Source organism: Luteimonas composti, assembly GCF_042678665.1.
Taxonomy (GTDB): Bacteria; Pseudomonadota; Gammaproteobacteria; order Xanthomonadales; family Xanthomonadaceae; genus Luteimonas; species Luteimonas composti.
Genome location: NZ_JBHTKU010000004.1, coordinates 498,518 through 524,222, shown reverse-complemented (window position 1 = coordinate 524,222; position 25,705 = coordinate 498,518). Strand labels below are relative to the sequence as shown.

Annotated in this window: 21 protein-coding genes and 1 pseudogene; 11 read left to right on the top strand and 11 right to left on the bottom strand. The window is 73.1% G+C overall.

From position 1 onward, the window contains the following. Positions 1-74: 74 nt before the first annotated feature. From ACFQ2D_RS14430 to tkt, 8 genes are all read left to right on the top strand, one after another. Positions 75-1,067 carry an AAA family ATPase gene (locus tag ACFQ2D_RS14430; protein ID WP_386795690.1) on the top strand — a complete coding sequence of 331 codons (993 nt, stop codon included), beginning with the start codon at positions 75-77 and terminating at the stop codon, positions 1,065-1,067. 23 nt (positions 1,068-1,090) lie between these two features. Next, positions 1,091-2,005, top strand: a complete 915-nt coding sequence (locus ACFQ2D_RS14425; RefSeq protein ID WP_280942427.1) for a DUF58 domain-containing protein — start codon at positions 1,091-1,093, stop codon at positions 2,003-2,005. Continuing rightward, positions 2,002-2,460, top strand: coding sequence for a DUF4381 family protein (locus tag ACFQ2D_RS14420; protein WP_280942428.1), 459 nt, complete (start codon positions 2,002-2,004; stop codon positions 2,458-2,460). Before ACFQ2D_RS14425 ends, ACFQ2D_RS14420 begins: the two co-directional genes overlap by 4 nt. Then, a complete protein-coding gene (locus tag ACFQ2D_RS14415; RefSeq protein WP_280942429.1) occupies positions 2,457-3,506 on the top strand; it encodes a vWA domain-containing protein in 1,050 nt (349 codons plus the stop codon). Before ACFQ2D_RS14420 ends, ACFQ2D_RS14415 begins: the two co-directional genes overlap by 4 nt. Then, on the top strand, positions 3,503-5,248 hold the full coding sequence (locus tag ACFQ2D_RS14410; protein WP_280942431.1) for a tetratricopeptide repeat protein: 1,746 nt from the start codon (positions 3,503-3,505) through the stop codon (positions 5,246-5,248). The genes ACFQ2D_RS14415 and ACFQ2D_RS14410 overlap by 4 nt, the downstream gene beginning before the upstream one ends. Further along, complete coding sequence (locus ACFQ2D_RS14405) at positions 5,245-6,888, top strand: BatD family protein (protein ID WP_280942432.1); 1,644 nt, start codon at positions 5,245-5,247, stop codon at positions 6,886-6,888. The genes ACFQ2D_RS14410 and ACFQ2D_RS14405 overlap by 4 nt, the downstream gene beginning before the upstream one ends. Before the next feature lie 87 nt (positions 6,889-6,975). Continuing rightward, the gene (locus tag ACFQ2D_RS14400) at positions 6,976-8,289 is read left to right on the top strand and encodes a dicarboxylate/amino acid:cation symporter (RefSeq protein WP_280942433.1); all 1,314 of its coding nucleotides are present in this window, start codon (positions 6,976-6,978) and stop codon (positions 8,287-8,289) included. Positions 8,290-8,415: 126 nt separating this feature from the next. Next, positions 8,416-10,404 (top strand): transketolase, encoded by a 1,989-nt coding sequence (gene tkt / locus ACFQ2D_RS14395; RefSeq protein ID WP_280942434.1) that lies wholly within the window; start codon positions 8,416-8,418, stop codon positions 10,402-10,404. Between the two features lie 36 nt (positions 10,405-10,440). Here tkt and ACFQ2D_RS14390 read toward each other — a convergent pair whose 3' ends face one another. The 11 genes and pseudogenes from ACFQ2D_RS14390 to ACFQ2D_RS14340 all read right to left on the bottom strand — a co-directional run bounded on the left by ACFQ2D_RS14390 (position 10,441) and on the right by ACFQ2D_RS14340 (position 19,551). Then, on the bottom strand, positions 10,441-10,938 hold the full coding sequence (locus ACFQ2D_RS14390) for an NUDIX hydrolase (protein ID WP_280942660.1): 498 nt from the start codon (positions 10,936-10,938) through the stop codon (positions 10,441-10,443). Between the two features lie 10 nt (positions 10,939-10,948). Then, positions 10,949-11,263, bottom strand: coding sequence for a BolA family protein (locus ACFQ2D_RS14385; protein ID WP_280942435.1), 315 nt, complete (start codon positions 11,261-11,263; stop codon positions 10,949-10,951). A 52-nt stretch (positions 11,264-11,315) separates the two neighbouring features. Beyond that, positions 11,316-13,271, bottom strand: a complete 1,956-nt coding sequence (locus ACFQ2D_RS14380) for an acetyl-CoA hydrolase/transferase C-terminal domain-containing protein (RefSeq protein ID WP_280942436.1) — start codon at positions 13,269-13,271, stop codon at positions 11,316-11,318. Positions 13,272-13,287: 16 nt separating this feature from the next. Next, positions 13,288-13,845 (bottom strand): flavin reductase family protein, encoded by a 558-nt coding sequence (locus tag ACFQ2D_RS14375; RefSeq protein WP_280942437.1) that lies wholly within the window; start codon positions 13,843-13,845, stop codon positions 13,288-13,290. 59 nt (positions 13,846-13,904) lie between these two features. Beyond that, on the bottom strand, positions 13,905-14,525 hold the full coding sequence (locus ACFQ2D_RS14370) for an ATP-binding cassette domain-containing protein (protein ID WP_280942438.1): 621 nt from the start codon (positions 14,523-14,525) through the stop codon (positions 13,905-13,907). Beyond that, entirely contained in the window at positions 14,525-15,211 is a 687-nt protein-coding gene (gene modB, locus ACFQ2D_RS14365) for a molybdate ABC transporter permease subunit (RefSeq protein ID WP_280942439.1), read from the bottom strand. Before modB ends, ACFQ2D_RS14370 begins: the two co-directional genes overlap by 1 nt. Positions 15,212-15,221: 10 nt before the next feature. Then, positions 15,222-16,040: a molybdate ABC transporter substrate-binding protein gene (modA, locus tag ACFQ2D_RS14360; RefSeq protein ID WP_386795689.1), complete on the bottom strand. Its 819-nt coding sequence runs from the start codon at positions 16,038-16,040 to the stop codon at positions 15,222-15,224. A gap of 155 nt (positions 16,041-16,195) precedes the next feature. Further along, positions 16,196-17,869 (bottom strand): annotated as a pseudogene (locus ACFQ2D_RS14355) (type IV secretory system conjugative DNA transfer family protein); the annotation flags it as partial. Next, complete coding sequence (locus ACFQ2D_RS14350; protein ID WP_280942440.1) at positions 17,866-18,456, bottom strand: hypothetical protein; 591 nt, start codon at positions 18,454-18,456, stop codon at positions 17,866-17,868. The gene ACFQ2D_RS14350 and the pseudogene ACFQ2D_RS14355, both read right to left, overlap by 4 nt. A gap of 199 nt (positions 18,457-18,655) precedes the next feature. Further along, on the bottom strand, positions 18,656-18,820 hold the full coding sequence (locus ACFQ2D_RS14345; protein WP_280942441.1) for a hypothetical protein: 165 nt from the start codon (positions 18,818-18,820) through the stop codon (positions 18,656-18,658). Between the two features lie 2 nt (positions 18,821-18,822). After that, positions 18,823-19,551 carry an SIMPL domain-containing protein gene (locus ACFQ2D_RS14340; protein WP_386795688.1) on the bottom strand — a complete coding sequence of 243 codons (729 nt, stop codon included), beginning with the start codon at positions 19,549-19,551 and terminating at the stop codon, positions 18,823-18,825. A 120-nt stretch (positions 19,552-19,671) separates the two neighbouring features. On the opposite strand from ACFQ2D_RS14340, the gene ACFQ2D_RS14335 reads away from it, so the two are divergent. Genes ACFQ2D_RS14335 through ACFQ2D_RS14325 form a run of 3 tightly spaced genes read left to right on the top strand, consistent with a single transcriptional unit; the run spans position 19,672 to position 25,679 of the window. Continuing rightward, positions 19,672-20,283, top strand: coding sequence for a Maf family protein (locus ACFQ2D_RS14335; RefSeq protein ID WP_280942442.1), 612 nt, complete (start codon positions 19,672-19,674; stop codon positions 20,281-20,283). Further along, a complete protein-coding gene (rng, locus tag ACFQ2D_RS14330; RefSeq protein WP_280942443.1) occupies positions 20,283-21,767 on the top strand; it encodes a ribonuclease G in 1,485 nt (494 codons plus the stop codon). The genes ACFQ2D_RS14335 and rng overlap by 1 nt, the downstream gene beginning before the upstream one ends. A gap of 30 nt (positions 21,768-21,797) precedes the next feature. Beyond that, positions 21,798-25,679 carry a YhdP family protein gene (locus ACFQ2D_RS14325; RefSeq protein WP_280942444.1) on the top strand — a complete coding sequence of 1,294 codons (3,882 nt, stop codon included), beginning with the start codon at positions 21,798-21,800 and terminating at the stop codon, positions 25,677-25,679. Positions 25,680-25,705 lie beyond the last annotated feature (26 nt).

Here is a 25,705-nt window from a genome sequence, read left to right as displayed (position 1 = left end):
AGGGTGTCCTCCGGCACTGAACCTCCACGCCCGGGTCTGGTCCAATGGGCCCGACACGGCAGCCCGGGCGGTCCATGGATACCTCGCGTGACGACATCCCACGCCTGCACGCGGCCTTTTCCGCGCTGCGGGACGACCTGGCCGGCGGTATCCTGGGCCAGGCGGCGCTGGTCGAGCGCCTGCTGATCGCCCTGCTGGCCGATGGACACCTGCTGGTCGAAGGCGCGCCCGGCCTGGCCAAGACCACGGCGGTACGCGCGCTGGCGGCGCGGATCGAGGGCGACTTCGCGCGCGTGCAGTTCACCCCCGACCTGCTGCCGGCGGACCTGACCGGCACCGAGATCTGGCGCCCGCAGGAAGCGCGCTTCGAGTTCGTGCCCGGGCCCATCTTCCATTCGCTGCTGCTGGCCGACGAGATCAACCGGGCCCCGGCCAAGGTGCAGTCGGCCCTGCTGGAGGCGATGGGCGAGCGACAGGTGACGGTGGGGCGGCAGACCTACGCGCTGCCGGCGCTGTTCCTGGTGATGGCCACGCAGAATCCGATCGAGCAGGAAGGCACCTTTCCGCTCCCCGAGGCGCAGCTCGACCGTTTCCTGATGCACGTGCGCATCGGCTATCCGGAAGCGGGCACCGAAACCGCCATCCTGCAGCTCGCGCGCGAGCGCGCCCGCGAAGGCCTGCGCGGCGGCAGTCACCAACCGGCGAGGATGCCGCAGGCCGACGTGTTCGCCGCGCGCGCCGCGGTCCTCGACCTCCACCTGGCGCCGGCGGTGGAGCGCTACATCGTGGAACTGGTGCTGGCCTCGCGCGACCCGGCGCGCTACGACGCCGGACTCGCGCGCCGTATCGCCTGGGGCGCGAGCCCGCGCGGCTCGATCGCGCTCGAGCGCTGCGCGCGGGCGCGCGCCTGGTTGGCCGGGCGCGACTTCGTGACGCCCGACGACGTGCGCGACGTCGCCCCGGACGTGCTGCGCCATCGCGTCCTGCCCAGCTACGAGGCGACCGCCGAGGGCTGGGACGGCGACCGCCTGGTGTCGGCGCTGCTGGACCGGGTCCCGCTGCCCTGAGCGCTCCCAGCAGGCCCGACGCGATGCCCGCCCGCCGCCCTGCCGATCCGCTGCCCGGCATCGTGCCCACGCTGGCCGAACTGGTTGCGCTGCGCCGCGTCGCGCAATCGCGGCGGCCGGCGCAGCCTGGCCGCCATGGCGCCAGCGGGCAGGCACCTTCGCCGCAGCGTGGCCGCGGGATGGAGTACGCCGAATCACGCGAGTACGCGCGTGGCGACGACGCACGCCATGTCGATTGGCGGCTCACCGCGCGCAGCGGCCGCATGCACACCAAGCTGTTCCAGGCCGAGCGCGAGCGGCTGACCCTGGTGGTGGCCGACACCGCGCCGGCGCTGTATTTCGGCACCCGCGTGCGCTTCAAATCCGTGCAGGCCGCGCGCGCGGGCGCGGTCGCGGCGTGGGCGGCGGTCGGCGAGGGCGACCGGGTGGCGGCCCTGCGCGGCAGCAGCACCCAACCGGCGGTCCGCCCCGCCGGCGGGACGCGCGGGGCGTTGCGCGTGCTCGATGCGCTGGCCCGCTGGTATGCCCGTCCGCCTGACGACGATGCGGGCCTGGCCGATGCGCTCGCGCGGGCGCGACGCCTGCTGAAGCCGGGCTCGCGGCTGGTGGTGCTGGCCGAGGCCGGCAGCCTGGACGGGGTGGGCGACGCCACGTGGGCGGCGCTGAGCCTGCATCACGACGCGACGGTGGTGCTGGTTGACGATCCGCTCGAGCGTGCGCCCCCGCCGCAGCGCCTGCCGATGCTGGCCGGCGGGCAACGGCTCGATCCCGACCTCGGCGACCCGGCGCAGCGCCGCCGCTGGGACGAGGCGTTCTCCAACGCGGCAGGGCAGGCCGTCGCGCGCCTGCGCGCGCGCGGCATCCGGGTCGGCCTGCTGTCGACCGACGCGCCCAGCCAATCCTGGTTGCTGCCGGTCTCCGGCGGAGGCAGGCCGTGAGCCCCGCGCAACTGCCGCTGCGCGACGTGCATGAGCCCGCCGCGCCTCCGTGGTGGCCACCGGCGCCGGGGTGGTGGGTCGGTGCAGGCATCGTGCTGGTCGTGGTCGCGATCCTGGCCTGGCTGCGCTGGCGCCGGCTGCAGCGCCGCCGTCGCGCGGGCGAACTGTTCGACCGCACCGTGAATGCGGCTGCGGCGGGACCTGCCCAGGTCGCGGCCATCTCCGGCCTGTTGCGTCGCGCGGCGCGGCTGCAAGCGCCGGATGCGGCCACCCGCGAGGGCGAGGCCTGGCTGGAACTGCTCGACCGCGGCCGGGCCATCCCCGACTTCGACGGTGCGGTGGGACGGCTGCTGCTCGAGGGTGCGTTCCGGGTACACGTCGATCCCGCCGAAGTCGAGGCGCTGCGCGTGCTCGCGCGCGCGCGTTTCGTCGACTGGATGCAGGCGCGGCCATGAGCGGCCTGCTGCCGGCCTGGCCCGACTGGCTGCCGCACCTGGCCTGGCCTTGGATGCTGCTTGCCCTGCCATTGCCTTTACTGGTCCGCCGCTGGTTGCCTCCGGTGCGGCCCGCGCTCGAGGCGCTGCGCGTGCCGTGGGGCGGACGGATCGCAGGCGTGCTCCAGCGCGGCGATGCGCCGGGCCTGCGCGGCCTGCCGCCCCTGGCGCTGCTGGCCTGGTGCCTGCTGTGCGTGGCGGCCGCGCGGCCGCAGCAGGCGGGGGAGGCGGTGCAGCCGCCGGCTTCGGGGCGCGAAATGATGCTGGCCGTCGACCTGTCCGGCAGCATGGGCGAAGAGGACATGCTGCTTGGCGGGCAGCTGGTAGACCGGCTCACGGCCGCCAAGGCCGTGATCTCCGATTTCCTCGCGCGGCGCGAGGGCGACCGGGTCGGGCTGATCGTGTTCGGGCAGCGTGCGTATGCGCTGACGCCGATGACGCTCGATCGCGACAGCGTGCGCCAGCAGCTGCTCGACACGGTGGTCGGCCTGGCCGGGCGCGAAACCGCGATCGGCGATGCGATCGGCCTGGCCGTCAAGCGCCTGGACGGCGATGCGAACGACGCGCGGGTGACCGGGCCGCAGGTGCTGGTGCTGCTGACCGACGGCGTGAACACCGCCGGCCAGCTCGATCCGGTCAAGGCCGCGGAACTGGCGCGCGAGCGCGGCGTGCGCATCCACACCGTAGCCTTCGGCGACGACCAGGCGCGGACCATGTTCGGCATCCGCATGCCCGCCGGCGAGGCCGAGATCGACGAGGAAGCGCTGCGCCGTATCGCCGAAGCCACCGGCGGGCGCGCCTTCCGTGCGCGCGATGCCGATGAGCTGGCCGGCATCTATGCGGAGATCGACCGGCTCGAACCGGTGCTGCGGCCCGGTGAACTGCTGCGGCCGATGGTGGAGCGCTATCCCTGGCCGCTGGCAGGCGCGCTGCTGGCGGGCCTGCTGTCGCTGCTGCCGTGGCCGCGCCTGCGCGGGGCCCGGCAAGCCATGGAGCGGGGCGCATGATCGCGGCGCTCGCCCACGTCCAGTTCCTGCGCCCGGCCTGGCTGTGGGCGCTGCTGGCGCTGCCGCTGCTGGCGGCGGCCTGGTGGTGGCGCCGGCGGCAGGGCAGCGTCTGGCGCCGGCACGTGGATGCGCACCTGCTGCCGCACCTGGTGGATGCAGGCGCCGTTCGCCGCGATCTCGGCGGCTTGTGTGCCGCGCTGCTGGCCTGGACGCTGGCGGTACTGGCATTGGCCGGCCCGAGCTGGCGCCAGGGCGAGGCGCCGCTGCAGGCCCAGGCCCGGGCGCTGGTGGTCGTGCTCGACCTGTCCGACGCGATGCTGGCCTCCGACCTGCCGCCCTCGCGCACGCTGCAGGCGCGCGCCAAGCTCGACAGCCTGCTGCGCGAACGCAGCGGCGGCGAGGTGGCCCTGGTCGTCTTCGCCGACGATGCCTACACCGTGGCGCCGCTGACCGCGGACGCGGCCAACGTGGCGCTGTTCCTCGATGCGCTGGCGCCCGACGTGATGCCTGTGGACGGGCATCGCCCGGATCGCGGCATCGTCGCGGCGATGCGCCTGCTGCAGCAGGCCGGCCATGCCGGAGGCGACATCCTGCTGGCCACGCATGCCGCGGACGCGGCTGCGGTGGCATCCGCCGCGCGCGCCTCGGCCGCGGGCTTCCGTGTGGCGGTGCTGGGGCTGGGCCGGCCGGCCGGCGCGGCCTTCCGCGCGCGCGACGGCAGCCTGCGCTCGAGCCACCTCGATACCGCGTCCCTGCAGCGCGTCGCCGCGGCCGGCGGTGGCGGCTACGCCGCCCTGGCCGCGGGAAGCCGGGACCTGGAAACGCTGGGCGTGCTGGACGGCGCGGCGCGTTCCGGCGCGCTGGCGGATGCAAGCGGCAGTGCGCGGATCGCGCGCGACGAGGGCTGGTGGCTGCTGCCGCCGCTGATGCTGTTGATGTTGCTGGCCTTCCGCCGCGGCGCGATGGTCGCGGTGCTGGCCACCTGCCTGCTGCTGCCGATGCCGGCGCTGCAGGCCGCCGACGCGCCCGCTTCGACGCCGTGGCGGCGCGCCGACCAGGTGGCGCATGCGCGCATGCGCGAGGCGATCGAGGCCTATCGCGCCGGGCGTTATGACGAGGCGGCCAGGGCCTGGGCCACGCTGCCCGGGGCCGACGCGGCCTACAACCGCGGCAATGCACTGGCGCGCGCGGGCCGCCTGGAAGAAGCGCTCGAGGCTTACGACGAATCGCTGCGACGCCAGCCCGGCATGGCCGACGCCGTGGCCAACCGCGCCGTGGTGGAGGCGGCGCTGCGTCGCAAGCCGCCCGCGGGCGGCGAGGGCAACCGGGAGCAGGAGCAGGCCGACCGGCAGCGCGATGGACGCGGCGGTGGAGAAGGCGAGGCTACGTCGGCCACACCTGAAACTCCCGAAGACGATGCTGGCGCAGGGCGCGAGTCGGCCGATCCGGACCATGCGCCGGAACAGGCGTCCCGCGACGATGAATCGCGCCGGCAGCGCGACGCCGATGCCGCGCAGCAGCGACGCATGCAGCAGGCCCTCGACGACGATGGCGGACAGCGCACCGACCAGGGCGAGCGCGTCGCCGGCGATCCGGAGCAGGCCGAGACCGAGGCCGAGCGCGAGCGCCGGCAGGCGGGCGAGGCCTGGCTGCGGCGCGTTCCCGACGACCCTGGCGGACTGCTGCGCGCGCGCTTCCGCCTCGAGCACCAGCGCCGCACCGGCGGAGAACCCTCGCCATGACCCCGATCCTGCGCGCACTGGCCTGCGCGATCCTGCTGTTGTCATGCGTGCCGCCCGCGCAGGCGGCCACCCGCGCCTGGCTCGATCGCGACCGCATCGAGGTCGGTGAGACCACCACGCTCAACATCGAGACCGACCAGGCCGGCGTGCGCATGCCCGACTTCGATGCGCTGGTGCCGGATTTCGTGCTCAGCGGGCACAGCAGCAGCCGCGGGATCGAGCGCACCGGCGGCCGGCAGCGCGACCGGGTGCTGTTCGCGGTCGCGCTCAAGCCGCGCCGCGACGGCCTGATGACCATCCCGGCGCTGCGCGTGGGCAACGAGTCCACCGCCCCGCTGCAGCTGACCGTCGCGCCGGCCTCCGCCGCGCCGGCGCGGGCGGGCGAGCCGGCCTTCGTCGAGGGCGAAGCCGACAGCCAGGAACCCTACGTCCAGCAGTCGATCGGCTACACGCTGCGCCTGTACTACGCCACGCCGCTGGTGTCCGGCCAGCTCGACCAGCCGCAGCCCGAGGGCGCGTCGATGCAGCGGGTCGGCAGCGACCTGCAGTACACCCGCGAAGTGGCCGGCCGGCGCTACACCGTGGTCGAGCGCCGCTTCCTCGTGGTGCCCGAGCGCAGCGGCGTGCTCACCATCCCGGGCGCGCGCTTCGAGGGCACCGGCGTGGGCGGCTTCTTCGACGACATGTTCGGCAGCGGGCGCCGCGCGCTGCGCGCCGACGGGCCGCCGCGGATCCTGCAGGTGCGCCCGGTGCCCGATGGCGCGCCGCAGCCGTGGCTGCCGCTGCACGCGCTGGAGCTTCGCTACCTGGCCACCCCGCAGGCTGCGCGCGCCGGCGATGCGGTGACGGTGGATATCGAACTGGTCGCCGACGGCGCCGCGGCCAGCCAGCTGCCCGAGCTGCGGCTGCCCGCGATCGCCGGCGTCCAGGTCCTGCCCGAACCGGCGCAGGTGGACGAAAGTTTCGAGCACGGCCGCCTGCGCACCCGCATGACCCGTCGCTTCGCGCTGGTGCCCGCAGCCGCCGGTCCACTGCAGCTGCCGGGGCCGCGGGTGGAATGGTGGGACGTGCGCGCCGGCGCCGCCCGCGTCGCGTCGTTGCCGCCGCTGTCGCTGGAGGTCGCGGCCGGGGATGCGCCGGCCGTGGACGGCGCACCGGTGGTGTCGGTGGCGGGCGAGGCCGCGCCTCGCGCTGCCGGTCCCTGGCCGTGGATCGCCATGATGTTTGCGCTGCTGTGGATGGCGACGCTGGCCTGGGCGCTGCGGCGCAAGGCTCCTGTTGCCGTCGTCGCAGGAGGCGCGCCCACGGCACCGGTCGCGGGCGCGCAGGCGACGTCGGCGCGCGAGCTCCAGCGCGTGCTGCAGGTGGGCGATCCGGGCGAGGTCGAACAGGCCTTGCGCGCACTCGCCAGTCCTGCGGCCGCCAGCCTCGATGCGCTGTCGCGGATGCTCGGCGACGAGGCGCAGCGCGACGCGCTGCACCAGCTGCAGCTGGCGCGCTGGGCGGATGGCGACCTGGGCACGGCCCGCGCCGCGCTGCGCACGGCGTTCGCCAGGGGCCCTGCGTGGCGTGATCCGGGCCCCCCCGGCGAACCCGGCGAGGACCTGCTGCCGCCGCTGTACCCGCGCAGCGGCCGGTAGCCGCAAGGCCACGCCATCGCGCAGCGGCGCTGGCGCGGACACCGCTTTTGTTAAGCTGCGGCGATTGTTGCAGCAGAGACAGCGCCGATGACAGAACCCACCCGTGGCACCCGCGCGGCGATGCCCCTGCACTGGAAGATCGCGATCGGCTTCGTCGTCGGCCTGGGCCTGGGCCTGTTCGTCCACTACGGCATCGGTGCCGACGCGGAATGGGTGCAGGCGCTGACGCGCTATGCCACCACGCCGTTCTCGCAGCTGTTCCTGAGCCTGATCTTCATGCTGATCGTGCCGCTGCTGTTCTCGGCGCTGGTGGTCGGCGTATCGGAGATGGGCGACATCGGTGCGCTCGGCCGCATCGGCTGGCGCACCCTGGCCTGGACGATCCTGCTGTCCGGCCTGGCCGTGCTGCTGGGCCTGGTGATGGTCAACCTGTTCAAGCCGGGCGCCGGCGTGGACCCGGCGCTCGCGCAGCAACTGCTTACCGAAGGCGCCGAGCGCGCGCAGGCGATCGTCCGCGACAGCACCCAGCAGCCCAAGGGCATGGACATGCTGCTGTCGATCGTGCCGCAGAACGTGATCGGCGCGGCCTCCAACAACGCCAACATCCTGGCGCTGATGTTCTTCGCGCTGATGTTCGGCGTCGGCCTGGTGCTCACGCAGACGCCGCAGACCGCAGTGCTCAAGCGCGGCATCGAGGGCCTGTTCGAGATCTCGATGACCCTGATCGGGCTGGTGATCCGGCTCGCGCCCTATGCGGTGTTCTGCTTCATGTTCAACCTGGCCGTGCTGTTCGGCTGGGACCTGCTGCTGCGGCTCGGCCAGTTCGTGCTGGTGGTGGTGGGCGCCCTGGTCATCCACATGGTGGTGACCTACTCGCTGGCCCTTCGCCTGGTGGCGGGCTGGTCGCCGCTGGCGTTCTTCCGCGGCGTGCAGGAGGCGATGCTGATGGCCTTCTCCACCGCCTCGAGCAACGCCACCCTGCCGACCGCGCTGCGCGTGGCCGACGACAACCTGAAGCTGCCGAAGAAGGTGTCGCGCTTCGTGCTCACCATTGGCGCCACCGCCAACCAGAACGGCACCGCGCTGTTCGAGGGCGTGACGGTGATCTTCCTGGCGCAGTTCTTCAACGTCGATCTCAGCCTCGGCCAGCAGGTCATGGTGATGCTGGTGTGCATCCTCGGCGGCATCGGGACCGCCGGCGTGCCCTCGGGCTCGTTGCCGGTGGTGGCGCTGATCTGTGCGATGGTCGGCGTGCCGCCGGAGGGCATCGGCCTGGTGCTGGGCGTGAACCATTTCCTCGACATGTGCCGGACCACGGTGAACGTGGCCGGCGACCTCGGCATCGCCGCCCTGGTCTCGCGCGGCGAGAGCGATTCCGGGCCGGATATCGCCGCGGCCTGACGCCGCCGCGCGGCGGTTGCGGACGAAACCGCGCCATCGTGGCCCGGCCGGGCCACAGCCGCGGCCGGGCATGGGACAATGGCGGGCCCCGGTTCCGGGGATTCTCCCTTCGCTGCCCGTCCGCACATGACCACTCCCAGCCGCAGAGAGCTCGCCAACGCCATCCGTTTCCTCGCCATCGACGGCGTGGAGGCCGCCAAGTCCGGCCATCCGGGCATGCCCATGGGCATGGCCGACATCGCCGAGGTGCTGTGGAACGACTACCACAGCCACAACCCGGCCAATCCGAAGTGGAGCAACCGCGACCGCTTCGTGCTGTCCAACGGCCACGGTTCGATGCTGCAGTACGCGCTGCTGCACCTGAGCGGCTACGACCTGTCGATCGAGGAACTCAAGCGCTTCCGCCAGCTGGAGTCGAAGACGCCGGGACATCCCGAGAACTTCATGACCCCGGGCGTGGAGACCACCACCGGCCCGCTCGGCCAGGGCTTCGCCAACGCGGTCGGCTTCGCGCTGGCCGAGAAGCTGCTGGCGCAGCGCTTCAACCGCCCGGGCCTCGACGTCGTCGACCATCGCACCTGGGTGTTCATGGGCGACGGCTGCCTGATGGAAGGCATCTCCCACGAGGCCGCCTCGCTGGCCGGCACCTGGGGCCTGGGCAAGCTCGTCGCGTTCTGGGACGACAACGGCATTTCAATCGACGGCCAGGTCGAGGGCTGGTTCACCGACGACACGCCGGCGCGCTTCGAGGCCTACGGCTGGCGCGTGATCCGCGACGTCGACGGCCACGATGCCGACAGGATCAAGGCGGCGATCGAAGCCGCGCTCGCGCACGACGACAGGCCCACCCTGATCTGCTGCCGCACCACGATCGGCTACGGTTCGCCGGCCAAGGCGGGCAAGGAATCCTCGCACGGCGCGCCGCTGGGCAAGGACGAGGTCGTGGCCACCCGCCAGGGCCTGTCCTGGGCGCACGAACCCTTCGTCGTGCCGCAGCCGATCGCCGATGCCTGGCGCGCGACCGACGCGGGTGCCGAGCGCGAGGCGAAGTGGAACGCGCTGATGGAGCGTTACGCCGCCGAATATCCCGAGCAGGCCGCCGAGCTGCAGCGCCGCATGCGCTGCGAGCTGCCGCGGGATTTCTCCGCCGCGGCCGACGCCTACATCGCCAAGCTGCAGGCCGAAGGTCCCGTCGTCGCTTCGCGCAAGGCCTCGCAGATGGCGATCGAGGCCTATGCGCCGCTGCTGCCCGAGCTGATCGGCGGCTCTGCCGACCTGGCCCATTCCAACCTCACCCTGTGGAAGGGCAGCCAGCCGGTGACCGGCACCTCGCCGGACGCCAACTACATCAACTACGGCGTGCGCGAGTTCGGCATGACCGCCATCGCCAACGCGCTGTCGCTGCATGGCGGCTTCCTGCCCTACGACGCCACCTTCCTGGTGTTCAGCGACTACGCGCGCAACGCCGTGCGCATGAGCGCGCTGATGCAGTCGCCGGGCATCCACGTCTACACCCACGACTCGATCGGCCTGGGCGAGGACGGCCCGACCCACCAGCCGGTCGAGCACCTGGCCTCGCTGCGCTACATCCCCAACAACGACGTGTGGCGTCCCTGCGACGCGGTCGAGACGGCGGTGGCGTGGAAGGCGGCGATCGAACGTCGCGACGGCCCGTCGTGCCTGGTGTTCTCGCGGCAGAACCTGCAGCACCAGCCGCGCGACGCGCAGCAGGTGCGCGACATCGCGCGCGGCGGCTACGTGCTGAAGGAAGCGAAGGGCACGCCGGAGATCATCCTCATCGCCACCGGCTCGGAAGTGGAGCTGGCGACCGCGGCTGCCGAACAGCTGGGCGAGAACGTGCGCGTGGTGTCGATGCCGTCGACCGACGTGTTCGAGCGCCAGGATGCGGCGTATCGCGAGTCGGTGCTGCCGCGCGCGGTGCGCAAGCGCGTGGCGGTGGAAGCCGGCGTCACCGGCTTCTGGCGCCAGTATGTCGGCCTGGATGGCGCGGTGGTGGGCATCGACACCTTCGGCGCCAGTGCGCCGGCGGGCGAACTGTACAAGCACTTCGGGATCACGGTCGAGGCCGTGGTCGCGGCCGCACGCGCGCTGTAGTCCGGCCGGCGCGTTGCGGCGCGCGAGTGCAGTGGTTCAGGGGGCGCCGAGGCGCCCCCTGTCGTGTCCGGCGGCTGCGATCCGCGCGATGAGCCACCTGTCGATCGCGGACGTTTGCGGCGGCAGTGCATCGAGCGGCCATCGCGTCGCCGCGAGGATTTCGCCATCGGCGGCGCGTGGCGCCACGCGCCGGCCGCGCACGGCGAAGACCGCGCCGGCGCAGGTGTCACCGGGCGCCTCATGGCCGCGCCCGACGAGCACCCAGCCGCGCAGGGAGAGATGGTTCGCGCGCCAGCCGGTCTCCTCCCGGAACTCGCGCCGGGCGCAGTCGCGGGCGGATTCGCCCGGATCGATCCAGCCGCCGGGCAGCTCCCAGACATCGCGCCGGGCGTTGTGGACCAGCAGCACGCGCGACTGTCTCAGCAGCAGCGCCAGTGCGAAGCGGGGTGGGGACGGAGGATCGGCCGATGCCGGGCGGAAGGCGAGCAGGCGTTCGCCGCGTTCGTTGACGATGGGCGGCGCCGGGACATCCATCCGGCCGCCTTCAGGACGCCGGACGGTCGTGCTTGCTGCCGCCGCGGCAGGTGGGCGAATCCGGGGCCGCACCCGCCTGCTCCCACTCGGCGGGGGTGTACGTATGCAGGGCCAGCGCATGGATCTCCTGCATCAGCGGCCCGAGCGTGCGGTACACCAGCTGGTGGCGCTGTACCGCGCGCTTGCCCGCGAACGCCTCGCCCACCACCACGGCCTTGTAGTGCGTTTCCAGTCCGCGGCTGTGCATATGGCTTTCGTCCAGCACCTCCAGGTGCGTGGGCCGCAGCGCCTGCAGGGTATCGCGGAGTCGGTCAGCCTTGTTCATGGGCCGATGATACGCCGGGCGCCGCGCGTGCCGGCGCACCGCAGCGTTGCGTTCAGGCCGGCGGGCGCGCGGTCCGCGTGAGCGCGTGGCGCAGCATCCGCGCCTGGATCCACTCGCCGATTCCGCGCGGCAGCGCCAGGTCCATGCGGGCGAGGGCCTCGTCGTCGCGCGCCGCGGCCTGCAGCAGGGCCGCGCCCAGCGTCGCCGCGAGGCCGCGACGCGTGCCGCCGCGGCGCTTCAGCCAGCCCAGCGCCCGCAGCAGTCGCTGCTCCACGGCGTCGAAATCGCTCCCCAGCGGATAATCGGGCAAGGTGCCATCGGCGCGGAAGGGCGCCAGCGCGGCGTGCACACGCGCCGCGGTATTGCGCGACCAGGCCTGCGGCGCTTGGAGGCCCGGATCGAGTTTTCGGCCGCGCCGCGCCGCGTCCAGCAGGTCCGGCGCGGCCGCGGCATCGGCGATCCCCGTCATCGCGACCACGCAGTCCTCGTCGGACTTGCCGCGCAGGTCGGCGATGCCGTACTCGGTGACGTAGACGTCGCGCAGGTGGCGCGGGATCGTGATGTGCCCGTACTGCCAGCGGATGTTGGATCCGCTGCGGCCGCCGGCTTCGCGCGTGGCGCGCAGCATCAGCACCGAACGCCCGCCGGGCAGGGCATGCGCCATCGACACGAAGTTGTACTGCCCGCCCACGCCCGACACCACGCGGCCGTCGTCGAGCCCGTCCGACACCGCGGCCCCGAGCGCGGTGGCCATCATGCAGGTATTGAAGAAACGCCCGTCGCGGCGCTGCAGCCGCTCCAGCCGTTCGTCCTGGCCGTGGAGCGCGTTGACGTGGCTGACGCGCTTCATGCCGATGCCGGCGCGGGTCGCCTCGTCCAGGCCGTGCAGCCAGTCGTAGAACGCCTGCGAGCCGAGGTAGAAGGCGCCGTGCAGGAACTGCCCGTCCCGTTCCACCAGCTCGCGTTCGGACGCATCGGCGCTGCCGTCGTTCATGCGCTCCATCAGCGCGGACTTGTCCACGACCCGGCGCCGGAGCACGCCGGCCTCGACCAGGCGCCGGAACCCTTCGTTGATCATCTCGCTGCAGCCGTACAGGCCTTGCTGGAACGGGCCGAGCCCGCCGCTGGCAACCACGGCCGGATGCGCGGGCAGGTCGGGGTCGAGCGCGGCCAGCACGCGGCGGTAGGCTGCGTTGTCGGTATGGCGCAGCGCCAGTGCGTGGCACAGCGCGTCCGAGAGCGCGCCGATACCGATCTGCAGGGTGCCGCCATCGCGCACCAGCGCGCTGGCGTACAGGCCGATCGCGTGTTCGGTGTCGCCGACCGGTTCGCGCGGCAGCGCGAACAGGCGCGGATAGGGCGGAGGCGGCGCCACCACCAGGTCGAACCAGCCGGTCTCCACCACCGCCTCGCCGTCGAGCCAGGGCAGGTGCGGATCGATCTCGGCCACCAGCAGCGGGCGCGGCAGGCCGGCCCCGACGATGGCGTCGATGGCGTCGAAGGTCAGGTCGGTATTGCTCGACAGCGACAGCCGCGAGCCGTCGTCGCTGGCCGCCACCTTCTGCACGATGCAGTTCACGCCACGGTCGGCGAGCGCGCGCGCCACGTGGGTGTAGTTGAGGCTGGCGTAGCGCCGCTGCGCCTGGGTCGAGCCGAGCAGGGCGCCGGACTGCAGGTAGAACTCCTCGACGCCGATATGTGCCGGCAGCGCGTCGCGGCGCTGAGCCTCGACGTAGGCCAGGCGCGGAAAGTCGCCGCCGAAATGCCGCTCCACGAACGGCCGCAGGAAGCGGCCTTCAAGCCCGCCGCCCGGACGCGGCGGATCCAGCGACAGGGCCGTGTACAGCCGCATCGGTCGCGCAGGATCCTGCGCCACGTGCGCGTACAGCGCGTTGAGCAGCCGGTGCGGCTTGCCGATGCCCAGCGGCGCGGCGACATGCAGTTCGCGCGGCAGCTGCGCCAGCATCCAGCCCACCGCCTCGTCGAGGCCATCGCAGTAATGCGTCATGCGTGGAACTCCCGGTTCATTGCGCCAGCATGTCGGGGCGGAACAGGCGGCGCCGCGAGACCTCGCCGCCCGACACCATGAAGCGTCCCGCTCCGCGGTAGTGGACCGTGCGCGGCCACTCCGGCGTGGGCGCCACCCGCGCGTGCAGCATCCGCCAGACGAACAGCGGGTAGTCGCGGGTGATGCGGGTCTCGTGCAGGCGGCACTCGAAGCTGGCGTGGCACTGGCCGATCGAGGGCGCCGCGACCTCGCGCGAGGCCTGCGCATCCAGCCCGAAACGCGCGAACTTGTCGCCGTCGCGGCTGGAGCAGTTGCCGATGCGGACCACCGTGTCGAGCATCCCGGCGGTCGGCAGGTTGAGCGTGCACTCGCGGCTGCGCCGCGCCAGCGCGTGGCTGCGGTTGGCGTCCCAGATGTAGGTGCCGACCAGGTCGTAGCCGAGCATCATGTGCCAGCCCAGGGTCATGATCGCGCGTTCGTCGCGCCACTGCGTGCACAGCAGCAGGACCGGCCCGGGCTCGAGCCAGCGGCGGGCCTGCTCGACGGGAAATGCGCGCTTGCGGACGGGCTTCATGTCGCTTCCGTGGAGGAGCCGGCCTGCAGCATGCCCGCCGCCGCGCCAACACGGCGTGGTCAGGCCAGCACGTGCACCGCTTCGGCGATGCGGCGCACGTCGTCCTCGGTATGGCTGACGTAGACCATCGGCAGGCGCACCTCGTCGCGCACCCGCTGCAGCCAGGGGATGAGTTCCTCGCGGCGGGCCTTGTCCAGTGCCGACAGCGGTTCGTCGAACAGCAGGATCGCGGGCTGCGAGAGCAGCGCCCGGCCGATCGCCACGCGCTGCGCTTCGCCGCCGGACAGGTTGGCCGGCCGTCGCCGCAGCAGCTGGCCGATGCCCAGCAGGTCCACCACCGCGTCGAGTCCGAAAGCCGCCGCCTGCCCGCGCACCGCGTGCCGTCCATACAGCAGGTTGCCGCGCACGTCGCGGTGCGGGAACAGGCGCGCGTCCTGGAACACGTAGCCGATCCGGCGCCGGTGGGTGGGCACGTCCACGCGCGCGGCGCTGTCGAACAGCACGCGACCGTCGATCACGATCCGGCCGGAGGCCGGGCGCAGCAGGCCCGCGATGGCATTGAGGACCGAGGTCTTGCCCGCCCCCGAAGGCCCGGTCAGCGCCAGCACGCGCGCGTCCTCGGCGATGCGCACGTGGCGGCGGAAGCTTCCCCGCTGCAGCAGCACGTCGATGTCGAGCATCAGTCGTGGTCCTCTCGGCGGCCGCGGCGCACCAGCCATTCGGAGGCCAGCAGGGCCGACAGCGAGATCGCCACCGCCACCACCGCCAGCCGCCAGATGCCGGCTTCGCCGCCGGGCACCTGCATCAGCCCGTAGATCTCCGAGGACAGCGTGCGCGTTTCGCCCGGAATGCTGGAGACGAAGGTGATGGTGGCGCCGAACTCGCCCAGCGCCTTGGCGAAGGCCAGGACCGCGCCCGCCACCAGCCCCGGCCAGGCCAGCGGCAGGGTGACGGTGAAGAACACCCGCAGCGGACTGGCCCCGAGCGTGGAGGCGGCGCGCTCCAGGCGCCTGTCGACCGATTCGATCGAGAGCCGGATCGCGCGCACCATCAGCGGGAAGCCCATGATCGCGCTGGCCAGCGCGGCGCCGGTCCAGCGGAAGGCGAGGGTGATGCCGAAATGTTCGGCCAGAAGCCGGCCCAGCGTGCCGCCGTGGCCCAGTGCGACGAGCAGCGCATAACCGACCACCACCGGCGGCAGCACCAGCGGCAGGTGCACCAGCGCGTCCACCAGCGCCTTGCCGAAAAAGCGCCGCCGCGCGAGCAGCCAGGCCACCGCGATCCCGGGGGCCAAGCTGGCCAGCGAGGCGGCCACCGCCACCTTCAGGCTCAGCGCGATGGCCGTGGTTTCTTCGGGGGTGAACACGCTGTCGGCCTCAGCGCGGCAGCAGTCCGTGGCGGCGGAAGATCGCGTCCGCCTCGTCGCCCGCCATCCAGCCCAGGAAGTCCTGGGCCCGTGGATGCGTGCTCGCGCGCACGCGCGCGGCCGGATACACGATGTCCGGATGCGAGCCCTCCGGGAAGGTGGCCAGGACCTTCACCCGCGGCTCGGCCTGCGCGTCGCTGGCATAGACCACGCCCAGCGGCGTCTCGCCGCGCGCCACCAGCAGCAGGGCGGCGCGGACGTTCTCGGCTTCGGCCACGCGCGGCTCCAGCGCCGGCCACAGGCCCAGCGATTCGAACGCGGCGCGTGCGTACTTGCCGGCCGGCACACTGGCGGTCAAGGCCAGCGCGAGGCGACCGTCCTCGCCCAGCAGCGGCAGCAGGTCGGTGTCCGGCCCCAGCGCGAGCGGCGCCGCGGTGCCCGCGGCCGGCGCCACCAGCACCAGCTGGTTGCCCAGCAGGTCGCGGCGCGAGGCCGCATCGACCAGGCCGCGCTGGTCCAGCCAGTCCATCCAGTCGCCATCGGCCGAGACGAAGATGTCGGCCGGCGCGCGCTGCTCGATCTGGCGCGCCAGCGCCGGGCTGCCCGCATAGGTCACCTGCACGGGCTGTCCGGTGGACGCGTGGTAGGCGGCGGCCGCCGCGTCCATCGATTCCTTCAGGCTGGCCGCGGCGAACACCTGCAGCGGCGTGATTGCGGACGCCTGCGCATCCGCCGGTTCCTGCGCACCGCAGGCGACGAGCAGGCCGGCCAGCAGCATCGCCAGGCACGCGGCGGGAGATGGGCGTCGAAGCGTCCGGGTCGGGGTCATGCGCACTGCGGGTGGGGGTACGGACGCACTATAACGGCGCAGCCCCGATGCGTCGGCGGCTTCCGTTGCCGCTGAAACCTTCAGGCGGGCGTCGCGGCGGGCGTCGCGTCCCAGGCGTCCGGGGCGCCTTGCAGGGCGTGGACGTCGTCGGTGCGCAAGCGCGGGACCTCGACGCGCGGCAGCAGGCGCCTGGTGAAACGGCGGTCGCGGTAGTAGCGGATCTTGCGGCACAGCACCGGGTTGGCCAATCCCTCGTAGAGCAGGATCTGCCGCTCGGCGCCCAGCGCCTTGAGCTCCTGCGGCAGCATCAGCGCGCGGCGCTCGAGCACCTCGTTGTCCGACACGCCGCGTCCGTGGCCGTGCGCGCGGGTACGCGCGCGCCGGCGCACCGTGGTGTAGCCGAGCATCTCGGAATAGTCGTTCGCGTCCTGCTGCTCGCGCGGCGCGAACACGATCTGCAGCGCATGGTTGGTGACGATGGTGCGCGCCAGCTCGCGCCCGTAGACCGCGTCGAGCTGGGCCATCGACTGCACGATCGGCAGCAGCCGCAGGTTGTAGCCGGCCATGTAGGCCACGCCGCGGGCGATGCTGTCGACCTTGCCGATCGAGGTGAACTCGTCCATCAGCAGCAGGCACTGGTGGCGCAGCGTGGGGTCGTCGGCCGGCAGGGTGCGCGTGTTGGCGTTGATCAGCTGGCTGAAGAACAGGTTCACGATCAGCCGGCTCTCGGCCAGCTTGTCCGGCTGGATGCCGACGTAGATCGTCATGCGCCGGCGGCGCACGTCGTCGAGGCGGAAGTCGTCGCCGCTGGTCGCGGCATCGAGCACCGGGTTGAGCCAGGCGTTGAGCGGTTCGCGGAACGAGCCCATGATCGAGGCGAAGGTCACGTCCGCCTGCGAGAGCAGGCCGGAGAAGGCGGTACGCGCCTGCTGGCCGAGGAAATCCGCCTGCGACAGCGCCTGCAGCCACGGCCGCAGCTCGCCGCCGTCGCCGGCCGCCAGGCGCAGCAGCGCGCCGAGCGTGGGCGTGGCGGCATCCCCGTGCAGGCGCTCCTCGTGGTCGCGGCGTTCGAACAGGTACAGGGCGAAGGCCAGGAAGGCATTGCGCGCCTGGCTGGCCCAGAAGCGGTCGCGTTCCTCGCCGTCGGGATACAGCATCGCGGCGATCGCCTGCAGGTCCGACACGCGCATCGCCGGATCCGGCGAAACATAGGACAGCGGATTCCAGCGATGGCTGCGCCGGTCCTCGGCGAAGGGATTGAACAGGTAGACCTCGTGCCCGATCGAGCGTCGCCAGCCCGAGGTGAGCGCATGGTTCTCCTGCTTGATATCGAGCACCACGGTCGACTCGCGGTATTCGAGCAGGTTCGGCACCACCACGCCCACGCCCTTGCCCGACCGCGTGGGCGCGGCCAGGATCGCGAACTGCTGCCCGGACAGCCGCAGCAGCCTGCCGTTCATGCGGCCGACCACGATGCCGTCGTCGCGCTGCGCCAGGAAACCGCGCCGGGCCAGCTCCAGCAAGCCGGCGAACCGCGCGCGCCCGTGGATGTTGCGATGGCTGCGCAGCCTGTAGAGCATCGCCAGCACCGCGAGCCAGGCCAGCGCCATCAGCCCGAAGCCGACCGCACCCGCGCCACGGATGCGCCAGGCATAGGGCGCGACCTGCGGGTGGTCGATGTGGCGCAGGTAGCCGAACCAGGTCGCGGGCGTGGCCATGCCTGCATCCAGCCCCAGCAACAGCAGCACCAGGCTGCCCGACAGATACGCGCCGGCCAGCAGCGCGAGCGCGGCGGCGAACAGCGCGGCGAGATGGCGACGCTCGTTCATGGCGCGCTCGCCCTGGCGCCAGCGGCCGCGCCCTCGCGATGCACGAGCACGTACTCGTCGTTCTTCGGCCAGCGCGCCAGGCCTTCCTCCAGGCGCAGGCAGGGATCGCCGTCGCAGGAGGTGATCGCCACGTGCTGCAGCGCCTGCAGCACTTCGGTGCGTACCCGCGCCTGTTCGGCGCGGCGCAGGTTGTAGGCGGCCGTGTAGCCGCTGGCGCCGACGATCGCCACGCTGGCGAGCGCCAGGGCGCCCAATGCCTTCCAGCCCAGCAGGCGCATGCGCAGGGCGGCGCCGACCTGCTCGCGCCGCAGCTGCTCGACCAGCGCCTGCAGGCGGGCGGCACTGTCCTGCAGCGCACGCGATGCGGCGGGGATCTCATCGGCCAGCGCCTGCCGGATCGCGAGGCGCGCCTGCTGGCGCAGTCCTGCGTGGCCGTCCAGCACGCCCTTGCCGACGGCGTCGGCGCTGCGCTGCAACGCGTCGGCCGCGCTGCGCTGGTCGGCAACGGATGCTTCGCACTGTCGCGTCAGGTGCGCGGCGAGCAGCGCGGCGCTGGCGACGAATTCCTCGAGCTGTGCCCGTTCCATGGCGTTACCCCGTCGCGCCATCCTGGCGCAGCCTCATCTTGCCAGAGCCGGGGCGGTGGTGCGAGCGCGCCCGCGCAGGGACGATGGCCCGCGGCGAACCCGGTCGGGACCGATGCGCCGACCCGAAGAAACAGGGGGGCGGGGCGGCCTACGCGCCCGCCCACACCCGCCGCCGCGTGGCGGCCGGCGGGGTCCGGCCCTATTCGCCTTCGTTGGTGCCGTCGCCCTCGGGCGCGCGATCAAGGCCGCCGGCGTCCGGGTTGGGCTGCTTCTTCGCGCCGGAGCGGCGCGCCTCGTCCTGGTCGCGCGGCTCGTGCTCGCGATAGCCGGAGCGGTCGTCCGGCTTGCTCGGATCCTTGGGCATGTCTATTTCCCCAGTTCGAAAACGACGTCGAGGTTGGCCGACAGCGTGGTCTCGCCCGGCGCCACCGGGGCCGATTCCATGCGCGCGTCCATCGCCATGGCCTTCATCATGGGCACCGGCGGCTGGAACCCGCCGCCCTCGCTGATGCTCACGATCCGGCGCACGCGCAGGCCCAGCGACTGGGCATACATCTCCGCTCTTGCCTGGGCCTGCTTCAGCGCCGCCTGGCGGGCTTCGTCGTAGACCGCCTCGGGCTGGTCGATCTCGAAGCTGGGGCCGTGCACCTGGTTGGCGCCGCTGGCGACCAGGGCGTCGAGCACTTCGCCCAGCTTGCCGATGTCGCGGACCTTGATGTTGACCGTGTTGCTGGCCTGGTAGCCGGTGATCGCGGGCGGCTGGTTCTCGGCGTAGCGGTACTGCGGCTGGATGCTGATGCCGCTGGTCTGGACGTCGCGCTCGGCCACGCCGGCGGCGCGGATGGTGGCGACCACCTTGGCCATCTGCGCCGAGTTGGCCTTGAGCGCGGCATTGGCGTCGGAGGCCTGGGTGACCACGCCGGTCGAGAGCGTGGCCACGTCGGGCGTGCGGCTGGCGTCGGCGCGCGCACTGACCGAGAGCAGGGTGCCGTCGGTGGTGGCGGCCGCCGGGGATTGCTGGGCATGGGTCATCGCGATGGGCCCCAGGGCGAGGAGGCCGGCGAGCAGGAGGCGCGCGGGCGTGGATCGGAACATGGTGGTCTCCGGTTGGCGGGGGAAAGGGTCGTCAGGATCCGGTGAACGGCCCGTGAGCCTGAACGGGGTTACGGGCACCCCGTCAGCGGGTGGAGCGGCCCGCGCGGGTATCCTTTCCCGATGCTGCATCTTGCCTCCCAGTCCCCCCGCCGACGCGAACTGCTGGCGCGTCTCGGCGTGGGCTTCGGCATCATCGATGTCGAGGTTCCTGAACAGCGCGCGCCCGGCGAGCCGCCCGGGGACTACGTGCGCCGCGTCGCCCGCGAGAAGGCGGGCGCCGGCCTGCTGGAGGTGGTGGGCGTGCCCGACGCCGTGGTGCTGGGCGCGGACACCGAGGTGGTGCTCGACGACGAGGTGTTCGGCAAGCCGCGCGACGCGGCCGACGCGGCGGCCATGCTGCGGCGGCTGTCGGGGCGCACGCACATGGTGATCTCGGCGGTCAGCCTGGTTTCGGCGGCACGCGAGGCGCAGGCGGTCTGCATCTCGCGGGTGAGTTTCGCGCCGCTGGACGAACGCGATATCGCCGCCTACGTCGCCAGCGGCGAGCCCATGGGCCGCGCCGGCGCCTACGCCATCCAGGGCGGGGCGGAGCGCTTCGTGCAGCGGCTCGAAGGCAGCTTTTCCGGGGTGATGGGGCTGCCGCTGCACGAGACGGCGAATCTGCTGCACGGGTTCGGAATCGCCACCGGTTTCGCCGGGGCCGCGGGCACGACGGGGGGAGTGCGGGACTGATGTCGGAAGAGATCCTGGTCAACGTCACTCCGCGCGAGACCCGCGTGGCCGTGGTCGAGAACGGCATGCTGCAGGAGCTGCATATCGAGCGCGGCTGGCGCCGCGGCGTGGTGGGCAACATCTACAAGGGCCGGGTGCAGCGGGTGATGCCCGGCATGCAGGCGGCCTTCGTCGACATCGGCCTGGAGCGCACGGCGTTCCTGCACGCCAACGACGTGGTGCGCCCGGCCCAGCCCGAGGCGGTGGACGACACCCTCCCGCCGGTGCCGCAGCCGGTGCGGCCGGTGACCGAACTGTTGCGCGACGGCCAGGAAGTGATCGTGCAGGTGGTCAAGGACCCGATCGGCAGCAAGGGCGCGCGCCTGACCACGCAGCTGAGCATTCCCTCGCGCTACCTGGTGCTGCTGCCGCAGTCGCGGGTGATCGGCGTCTCGGCGCGGATCGAGGAAGAGGCCGAGCGCGCGCGACTGAAGGCCCTGGTCGCCGAGGCCTCGCCGGCCGACGAGTCGCTGGGCTACATCGTGCGCACCAATGCCGAGGGCCAGCCGGCCGAGGCGCTGGCCGAGGACCTGGCCTACCTGTCGCGGGTCTGGAACATCGTCGGCAAGCGTTCGCGCGAGGCGCCGGTGCAGACCTGCATCTACGAGGACCTGAGCCTGCCGCTGCGCGCGGTGCGCGACCTGATCCGCAAGGACGTGGAGAAGGTCAAGGTCGATTCGCGCGAGACCTTCGACCGGCTGCAGGCCTTCGTCGCCAAGTACATGCCGGTGCTGGCCGAGCGCATCGAGCTGTACACCGGCAACCGCCCGATCTTCGACCTGTACGGGGTCGAGGACGAGATCCAGCGCGCGCTGGACAAGGAAGTGCCGCTGAAATCCGGCGGGTATCTCGTGATCGACCAGACCGAGGCGATGACCACGGTCGACGTGAACACCGGCTCCTTCGTCGGCCAGCGCAATCTCGAGGAGACGGTGTACCGCACCAACCTCGAGGCCGCGCAGGCGGTGGCGCGGCAGCTGCGGCTGCGCAACCTCGGCGGGATCATCATCATCGACTTCATCGACATGGTCGACGAGGAGCACCGCCGCCAGGTGCTGCGCACGCTCGAGAAGTCGCTGGCCAAGGACCACGCCAAGACCACGGTCTACGACTTCTCGCCGCTGGGCCTGGTGGAGATGACCCGCAAGCGCACGGTCGAGAGCCTGCAGCGCCAGCTCAGCGAGACCTGCAACGCCTGCGGCGGCCGCGGCATGGTCAAGACGCCGGAAACGGTGACCTACGAGATCTTCCGCGAGATCGTGCGCGCGGTGCGCCAGTTCGAGGCCGAGCGGCTGCTGGTGATCGCCTCGCCGAAGGTGGTGGCGCGCATCACCGAGGACGAGTCGACCGCGGTGGCCGAACTCGAGGAATTCCTCGGCAAGTCGATCCGCTTCCAGGCCGACGAGCAGTACCTGCAGGAACAGTTCGATGTCGTGCTGCTCTGACCCGGGCTGCCGCCGCGGAGTGGCGCAGGCGTGACCACGCCGTTCCGTCGCCGGCTGCGGCTGGCGCGACGCGGCGCGTGGTATGCGCTGGCGGCCGCGCTGGTCGCGCTCGCGCTGGTCGCCGGCGTGGTCAGCCGGCTGCTGCCGCTGGCTGAACGCCACCCCGACCGGGTGGCGGCTTGGCTGGAAGAACGTGCGGGCCGGCCGGTCGCCTTCGACCGGCTGCAGGCACAGTGGACCAGGCGCGGGCCCTTGCTGCGTTTCGAGGGCCTGCGTATCGGCGACGGCGCCGGCGCGGTCCGCATCGGTGCGGCCGAAATGCTGGTCTCGCAGTACGCCGGCCTGCTGCCTGGGCGCGCGTTCACCGAGCTGCGCCTGCGCGGACTGCAGCTGACCCTGGAGCGCCTCGACGACGGGCGCTGGCAGGTGCGCGGGCTGCCCGGCGCCGACCAGTCCGACGGTGATCCGTTCGCCACGCTCGAGCGCCTGGGCGAACTGCAGGTGATCGGCGGGCAGCTGACGGTCGATGCCCCCGCGTTCGCACCCGAAACCACGCTGCCGCGCATCGACCTGCGCCTGCAGGTGGACGGGGCGCGCGTGCGCGCCGCCGCGCGCGCCTGGATCGACCCCGCGGCCGAGCCGCTGGACCTGGCGCTCGACCTGGACCGCCACCAGGGCGACGGCCGCGCCTACGTCGCCGCGCTGCAAGCGGACGTCGGCGCCTGGGCGCCGCTGCTGCGCGCTGCCGGCGCCGCCGTCGACGGCGGCCAGGGGCGGGCCCAGCTGTGGCTGCAGCTGCAGGACAAGCGCGTCACCCAGGCGACCCTGGACGCCGCGTTGACCGACGTGGCCGTGCGTGGCGCGGCCCTGCCCGGGCGCGACGCGCCGCGGCTGGCGTTCGAGCGGGTTGAGGCCCGGGCACGCTGGCGCCAGTCGGACGCGGGCTGGCGGCTGGATGCCCCGCACCTGCGACTGGGGCCGGCGGACGCGCCGCAGGTGCTCGACGGCCTGGCCGTCATCGGTGGCCGCCAGTTCGCGCTGAGTGCGGACGGGATCGACGCCGGGCCGCTGCTGTCGCTGCTGGCGCTGGGCGATCGGCTCGACCCGGGCCTGCGCCGCTGGCTGCTCGACGCCGCGCCCGACGCGGAGATCCGCAGCCTCGCCATCGCCCGCGACGAGCGCGGACGCGCGCGGGCGCAGGCGGAGGTGGAGGCGCTGCGCTTTGCCAGCGTCGGCGACACCCCGGGACTCGATGGCCTGGCCGGCAGCCTGAGCGGCGATGCCCAGGGCTTCCGCTTCGTCCCGGATCCGGCCGCCGTGGTGCGATTCGACTGGCCCTCCGGATTCGGTACCCCGCATCCGGTCACCCTGCACGGCGAGCTGGCCGGCTGGCGCGAAGGCGAGGGCCTGCGCATCGGCACGCCCGCGCTGCGGATCGACGGCGAGGGCTATGCGGCCGACGTGCGCGGCGGCATCTGGTTCCAGAACGACGGCACGCGGCCGCTGCTGGAGCTGGCCGCCGAGCTCGACGACGCACAGGTGCCTGTGGCCAGGCGCTTCTGGGTGCGCCACCTGATGCCCGATGCGGCCGAACGCTGGCTCGACGGCGCGCTGCTCGCCGGCCGCGTGCGCGGCGGCCGCGCGGTGCTGCGCGGCGAGCTCGACGACTGGCCGTTCAGCACGCGCCAGGGCCGGCAGCACCACGGCCTGTTCCACGCGCGGGCGCGGCTGGAGGATGCCAGCGTGCGGTTCCAGGACGACTGGCCGGTGCTGGAGGGACTGGATGCCGAAGTCGCCTTCGTCAACGACGGCTTCAGCGTGCAGGGCCGCGGCTCCATCGCCGGGGTCGAGGTGGACGGGCTGCAGGCGCGCCTGGAGCACTACTCGCAGGCGCTGCTGTCGGTGCGGGCGCGTCCGGCCGGCGACGCCGGCAAGGTGCTGGAACTGCTGCGCAGCAGTCCGCTGCGCGCCGGCATCGAGGACACGCTCGACAGCCTGTCCGCATCCGGTCCGCTGTCCGCGACCTTCGCGCTTTCGCTGCCGCTGGACGGCAGCGGGGCCGCACCGGGCGTGAGCGGCGACGTGGACCTGCGCGGCGTCGCCCTGGGCGATACGCGCTGGAACCTGGAGCTGCAGCGCGTGCGCGGCGTGGCCCGCTACGACCGCAACGGCTTCCGCGGCGACGGCCTGGCGGCGGTGCGCGATGGCCGCGCGTCCGCGCTGTCGCTGCGCGCGGGACGCGGTCACGTACGCGATCCTGGCGCCGCGTTCGAGGCCGAACTCGAGGCGCCGCTCACTGCGGCCGAACTGCTGGCGCAGGCGCCGCGCCTGGACTGGCTGGCGCCGCACATGGACGGACGCTCGCTGTGGCGGGTGGGCGTGACCGTGCCGCGCAGCGGACGTGCCGGCGCCGGCGGCACCCGCCTGCAGCTGCGCTCGGACCTGGTGGGCACCGCGCTGGCGCTGCCCGCGCCGCTGCACAAGCCGGCGGGCGAGGCGCTGCCGACCACGGTTACCGCCAGCCTGCCCCTGGAGGAGGGCGAGGTCGCGGTGGCGATGGGCGAGCGGCTTGCCCTGCGCGCGCGCAGCGGTCGAACAGGCACCGGCATCCGCATCCTGTTGGGCGCACGCGCCGTCCCGGATCCGCCACCGGCGAGCGGGTTGGTGGTTGGCGGCCGCACGCCGGAGCTGGACCTGCTGGGCTGGACCTCGCTGGCCGGTGGCGACGCGAATGGGGGCGAGGGCGATGCGCTGGCGCTGCGCGGCATCGACGTGGAGGTCGGCAGCCTGCGCCTGCTCGGGTCCGGCTTCGCCGACACCCGCGTACAGGTGTCGCAGGATGCGATGCAGACCCGCGTCCAGTTCGACGGCGCGGCGCTCGCCGGTGCGCTGCAGGTGCCACGCGCGGCGCGTGCGCCGGTCAGCGGGCGCTTCGCACGCCTGCACTGGCAGCCGCCGGCGCTGTTGTCCGGCACGGGTGGCGGGGCTGGCACGGCGGCGACGACCGCGATGGCCGCGCCGGAGCAGGCCGATCCGGGCCAGGATCCCGCGCAGGTCCCGCCGCTGCAGCTCCAGGTCGATGATTTCCGCTTCGGCACGCTCGCCCTTGGCCAGCTGCAGTTGCGCACGCGCCCCAGCGACACCGGCCTGGAGATCGAGCAGCTGCAGACCCGCTCGCCGAGCCAGCGACTGGATGCCGGCGGCAGCTGGACCGGGCGCGGGGCCGCCGCGCGCACCCGGCTGCGCGTGGATGCCGACAGCCGCGACTTCGGCGAGCTGATGGCGGGGCTTGGCTTCGGCAACAGCATCGACAGCGGCCAGGGCCGACTGCGCTTCGAGGCGGACTGGCCGCGCAGTCCTGCCGACTTCTCGCTCGGGGCGATCCAGGGCGAGCTGTCGGTGGCGATCGAGGACGGGCGCCTGGTCGAGGTGGAGCCGGGCGCGGGACGCGTGCTCGGCCTGCTCGGCGTCGCGCAGCTGCCGCGCCGGCTGCTGCTCGATTTCCGCGATTTCTTCTCCAGGGGCTTCGCCTTCGACCGGATCGCCGGCACCGTGCATTTCGCGGGGGGCACGGCGCGCAGCGACGGCATGGCCATCGACGGTCCGGCCGCGGAGATCCGCATGCACGGCCGCAGCGACCTGCGCGCGCAGACCCACGACCAGGTGATCGAGGTGCACCCGCGTACCGGCAACCTGCTGCCAGCGGTGGGCGCGATCGCCGGCGGCCCGGTCGGCGCCGCGGTCGGCGCGGTGGCCAACGCCGTGCTCAAGCGCCCGCTGGGGGAGATGAACGCGCGCACCTACCGCGTGACCGGTCCGTGGAAGGACCCGAAGGTCGAAGTGGTCGGCGCTTCGCCCGCCCCGCAGGCCGCCGCAGCCCCGCCGCACGCGCCGTCAGCGCGCATCCAGTGAGATTCCGCGACGCCGGGCTTGCCATC